5 protein-coding genes and 1 pseudogene are annotated in these 5,108 nt (G+C 61.1%); 5 read left to right on the plus strand and 1 reads right to left on the minus strand.

Features of this window, described 5'->3' with window-relative positions:
• Positions 1 to 171, minus strand: a pseudogene (locus QZ522_RS17655) (YggT family protein); the annotation flags it as partial.
• A 129-nt stretch (positions 172 to 300) separates the two neighbouring features.
• On the opposite strand from QZ522_RS17655, the gene QZ522_RS17660 reads away from it, so the two are divergent.
• The 5 genes from QZ522_RS17660 to QZ522_RS17680 form a co-directional block, all read left to right on the plus strand.
• Positions 301 to 846 (plus strand): acyl-CoA thioesterase, encoded by a 546-nt coding sequence (locus QZ522_RS17660; protein ID WP_294614690.1) that lies wholly within the window; start codon positions 301 to 303, stop codon positions 844 to 846.
• Between the two features lie 54 nt (positions 847 to 900).
• Positions 901 to 2,286: an MFS transporter gene (locus QZ522_RS17665; RefSeq protein ID WP_294614692.1), complete on the plus strand. Its 1,386-nt coding sequence runs from the start codon at positions 901 to 903 to the stop codon at positions 2,284 to 2,286.
• Positions 2,265 to 3,185 carry a penicillin-insensitive murein endopeptidase gene (gene mepA, locus QZ522_RS17670; RefSeq protein ID WP_294614693.1) on the plus strand — a complete coding sequence of 307 codons (921 nt, stop codon included), beginning with the start codon at positions 2,265 to 2,267 and terminating at the stop codon, positions 3,183 to 3,185. The genes QZ522_RS17665 and mepA overlap by 22 nt, the downstream gene beginning before the upstream one ends.
• Positions 3,186 to 3,568: 383 nt before the next feature.
• Positions 3,569 to 3,991 (plus strand): alternative ribosome rescue aminoacyl-tRNA hydrolase ArfB, encoded by a 423-nt coding sequence (gene arfB, locus QZ522_RS17675; RefSeq protein ID WP_294614695.1) that lies wholly within the window; start codon positions 3,569 to 3,571, stop codon positions 3,989 to 3,991.
• Positions 3,992 to 4,102: 111 nt separating this feature from the next.
• The coding region (locus tag QZ522_RS17680; RefSeq protein WP_294614697.1) for a 2,4-dienoyl-CoA reductase FMN-binding domain-containing protein at positions 4,103 to 5,108 on the plus strand (1,006 nt) is incomplete at its 3' end.

Below are 5,108 nucleotides of genomic sequence, written 5' to 3' on the forward strand. Positions count from 1 at the left end.
GCCATAAATCGGTTCCAGCAGGCGATTGAGCCCGTACCAGACCTGTGCCACGAATTGTTGCCGCAGGTTGAGCACCTGAAAGTTGATCAGCCAGCTCATGATCACATGGGCGATGATGAAAAACCAGACGATATCAAGGATAAGCATCAGGATCTGGAAAAGCGATTGCATAGGGGCGGTCCTTTGATCGAAACGCCTATCACCTATGCGTCGCGCGGAGAAAGCGCAAGGCTGACGCGCCGTTGTGGTTGACGCGCCCGCGCCGAGGCCCGACAAACCCGCAAACGAAAGAGAGCCCCCATGTACCCCTTTCTGCGCCTGTTCTGGCAGCTTTTCATCACCCGCAATGCGCCGCGCCTGCCCCTGACAGGCACGCATGTGTCGCATCATTTCTGCATGCCTTGGGATATCGACCTGTGGCGCGAGCTTAACAATGGCCGGACCCTGACGATCTATGATCTGGGGCGCATTCCATTGGCCGGGCGTGTCGGTCTTATCGGTGCGCTGCGGCGCAACCGCTGGGGCCTTGCGATTGCCGGGGCAAGCGTGCGCTATCGGCGCCGTATCCGCATGTTCGAGAAGATCGAAATGCGCTCGCGGGCGGTGTTCTGGGACTCGCGGTTTCTTTATATCGAACAATCCATGTGGAAGGCGAACGGCGAGTGCGCCAATCACATCATCTATCGCGCCGCCGTCACCGGGCGCGAGGGGATCGTCGCGCCGGGTGACGTGATGGCAACAATGGACCATCAGGATGACGTGCCAGAGGCCCCCGAGTGGGTCGCCGCCTGGATCGAGGCCGACGCAATGCGACCCTGGCCGCCGATGCAGGGCATTCAGGAATAGCTTGCACGCGCGCAGCAACCTCTGTCTTATCCCGCCAAAGGCTAGGGGGCAGGCATGGCGGAGATTTCACAGCGCAAACGTATCTGGGGCTGGTTCTTCTTTGATTGGGCCAGCCAGCCCTATCATACCTTGCTGGTCACCTTTATCTTCGGGCCGTTCTTTGCCTCGATTGCATCGGATTATTTCATCGCTTCCGGCCTGGGCGAAGATCTGGCCGATGCGCGCGCGCAGTCGATGTGGTCCTATTGCCTGACGGTGACCGGGTTGCTGATCGGGCTTGGCGCGCCGGTCATGGGTGCCTTTGCCGATACAACCGGCAAGCGGCTTCCGTGGATCCTGGCATTTTCGGCGATGTATGTGCTTGGCGCGACCGCGCTCTGGTGGACCAACCCGGATGGGTCAAACCTGTGGTGGGGGCTTATGGCCTTTGGCTTTGGCTTTGTGGGGGCGGAATATGCCCTCATCTTCATCAACTCGCAACTGCCCTCGCTTGGTACGGCCGAAGAGGTTGGCGATCTGTCGGGCTCCGGCTTTGCCTTTGGCTATCTCGGCGGGGTTCTGTCGTTGATGATCATGCTGTTGCTTTTTGTCGAACAGCCCACTGGCAAGACCCTGATCGGCCTTGATCCGGCGTTTGGGCTTGATCCGCTGATGCGCGAAGGCACGCGGTTTGTCGGGCCGTTCACGGCGCTTTGGTTCGGGGTCTTCATGGTGCCCTATTTCCTGTGGGTGCGCGATATCGGCCCGCCCCGGCAGGGGCGCGGCGTGAGCGCGGCGCTTGGGACGCTGGCCAGGACGATCAAGGGACTGCGCCACCGGATCAGCCTTAGTACCTATCTCGGGTCGTCGATGCTTTATCGCGATGCCCTGAACGGGCTTTATGGCTTTGGCGGCACCTACGCCATTCTGGTGCTCAACTGGTCGATCGTGTCGGTGGGCATCTTTGGCATCATCGGCGCGATTTCGGCGGCTTTGTTCAGCTGGATCGGCGGCAAGGCCGACAAGGCGCTTGGCCCCAAGCCGGTGATCATCTTCGCGATCTGGGCACTGATTGCGGTTTGCGTAACGATTGTCGGCATGGATCGGACCCAGATCTTCGGCATCCCCCTCGGCGAGGGATCAAAACTGCCGGACATGATCTTCTTTGGCTGCGGCGTCTTGATCGGCGGCTTTGGCGGCATGCTTCAGGCGGCCAGCCGCACGATGATGGTGCGCCACACGGATCCGGCCGCGCCGACGGAAAACTTTGGTCTTTACGGGTTGTCGGGACGCGCCACCGCGTTCATGGCACCGGCATTGATCGGGCTTGTCACCACCCTTAGCGGGAGTGCGCGCATCGGGGTTTCGCCGGTCATTTTTCTTTTCCTGATCGGCCTTGTCCTGTTACGCTGGGTCAAATCCGAAGGGGACAGCGAAACATGGGCGGTTATCTCAGACTGAGCGTTCTTGTCATGGCCTTGGCGGGCTGCGTGCAATCCGCGCCAGAGCCGAAACCATCCGGCACAGTGTCGAGCCAGAGCATTCCCGCCGCCATGCGCGGGGTGCATGCGAAACAGCTTTTCGGTGCACATGGGCATGGATCGGCACAGGCACCCGCGCCGCATGGCAGTTATGCCAAGGGCTGTATCGCGGGGGCGACGACCCTGCCGGAAACCGGCCCCACTTGGCAGGCGATGCGCCTGAGCCGGAACCGCAACTGGGGGCACCCGGACACGATTGATTTCATCAAGACCCTGTCGCGCAAGGCCGCCGCGCAACCCGGGTGGAACGGGCTTTATGTCGGCGACATAAGCCAGCCGCGCGGCGGACCGATGCTTTCGGGGCATGCCAGCCATCAGATGGGGCTTGATGCCGATATCTGGCTCAAGCCCGCCGATACCCTTGATTTAAGCCGCACGCAGCGTGAAAACATCTCGTCGATCTCGATGCGCCGCGCCAAGGGCGCCTATACCAACAGCAGCTGGACCCGCGCGCATCACGAAATCGTAAAGGCCGCCGCGCAAGACCCGCGCACGGCGCGGATATTCATCTTTCCGGGGGCCAAGGTGCAGATGTGCAACGATGAAAAGGGCGACCGGGCGTGGCTTCGCAAGGTCAGGCCGTGGTATGGGCATCACTATCATTTTCACGTGCGCCTGAATTGTCCGGACAATGTTTCGGGCTGTCAGCCGCAGGCTGCGCCCCCGCCCGGCGACGGTTGCGCCGAGGCACAAACCTGGGTGCGCAACATCCTCAACCCGCCGCCGCCCGACCCGAATGCGCCCAAGCCCAAGCCGCGCCGCGAATTGACGATGCAGGACCTGCCGCGCCAATGCGTGGCGGTTCTGCAAGCACAATAACGCATCATCCTGCGCACAAACCTGTGTGAACCACATCATTTTGTTTTGACAAACGTAAAATTTGTGGCAGGCTAGGGGTGAGTTCAACAAGCGAAAGGAGGTGGTCCAGTGTCTACAGAGGTATTGGAGCGAGGTGTCGGAACAGTTCAGGAGAGCATCGTCTAGGGCAGCCCCGAGGCGTAAAAGCCATCCGAATTGGTGCGCCTAACCGGCCCACCTCCGCTAACTTCTAGAGGGCCGTTCCGGGATCGGGGCGGCCCTTTCGATTGGCTTCGGGCCACTTGCGGTTTAAACTTGCGTCAAAGCATGTTGCTTAAAAGTGGGAACCGGTTTTGAGCTTCTCGAATATGCGAAATCAACACATTCTGAAACCGGAAAGGCGCATGTTGAAAATCAACGATCAGATCACGATTGCCGACTGGGAGCTGACCGAACAGTTCATGCGCGCCTCTGGCCCCGGTGGGCAGAACGTGAACAAGGTCAGCAGCGCGGTCGAGCTTCGCTTTGAGGCCGAGCGCTCGCCAAGCCTGCCGGATCCCGTCAAGGCGCGGCTGCGGCGGCTGGCCGGGCGGCGCTGGTCGAAAGAGGGCGCGTTGATCATCCAGTGCGACGAAACCCGAAGTCAGGCCCGCAACCGCGAGATCGCCCGCGACCGGCTTGCCGCCCTGATCCTTGCGGCCACGCAAAAGCCCAAGCGCCGGGTGCCGACGCGCCCCACTCTGGGGTCGAAAAAGCGCCGCCTCAAGGCCAAGAAGGTGCGCGGCGAGGTCAAGGCGATGCGCGGCCGTGTCGACGGCGAAGAATAACGCAGCGTTCGGGGTGACAAGCGCGGGCCAAGGCGGCATCCTGCGCCCGAATTCGACGTGTCGCGCAGTTTGCCTCTCACGGTTCGGATCGCGCTTTGAGGGAGGCCCGCCATGACCGACTATCCACATCTTCTTGCGCCGCTCGATCTTGGCCATGTCACACTCAGGAACCGCGTCCTGATGGGGTCGATGCACACCGGCCTTGAGGAAACCAAGGATTGGAACCGGGTTGCCGAATTCTATGCTGCCCGCGCACGCGGGGGTGTTGGCCTTATGGTGACCGGCGGCATGGCGCCCAACCGCGAAGGCGGGGTGTTTCCCGGCGCGGCGGGTCTCTTTAGCGATGCCGATATTGCAAATCACCGGATCGTCACCGACCGGGTACATGACGCCGACGGCCGGATCGCGATGCAGATCCTGCATGCAGGTCGCTATGCCTATGGCTCCGATTGCGTCAGCGCCTCGCCGATCAAATCGCCGATATCCCCCTTTGTGCCGAAAGAGCTTGATGAAGAGGGGATCGAAAAACAGATCGTCGATATTGTCACCGCCGCCACCCGTGCCCGGCAGGCGGGCTATGACGGGGTCGAGATCATGGGATCGGAAGGGTATTTCCTGAACCAGTTTCTTGTCACCCACACCAACAAGCGCAGGGATCGTTGGGGCGGGCCCTATGAGAACCGCATGCGCCTGCCGATCGAGGTGGTGCGTCGCGTGCGCGCCGCTGTGGGCGACGACTTTATCATCATCTATCGTCTCAGCATGATTGATCTTGTCCCTGACGGGAGCACCCATGAAGAGGTGGTCCAGCTTGCTCAGGAGATCGAGCGCGCGGGGGCGACGATCATCAACACCGGCATCGGCTGGCACGAGGCGCGCATTCCAACCATCGCCACCTCGGTGCCGCGCGCGGCCTTTGCCTGGGTCACAAAAAAGCTGATGGGCAAGGTCGGCATTCCGCTGATCACTTCCAACCGGATCAACTCGCCCGAGGTGGGTGAAGAAGTGCTTGCTACGGGCTGCGCCGATATGGTGTCACTCGCGCGCCCGATGTTGGCGGATGCGGATTTTGTTAAAAAGGCCATGAATGGAACAGGCAACCAGATTGCCCCCTGCA

The sequence above is a fragment of the uncultured Roseovarius sp. genome (assembly GCF_913054395.1).
In the GTDB taxonomy this organism is placed as follows: domain Bacteria; phylum Pseudomonadota; class Alphaproteobacteria; order Rhodobacterales; family Rhodobacteraceae; genus Roseovarius.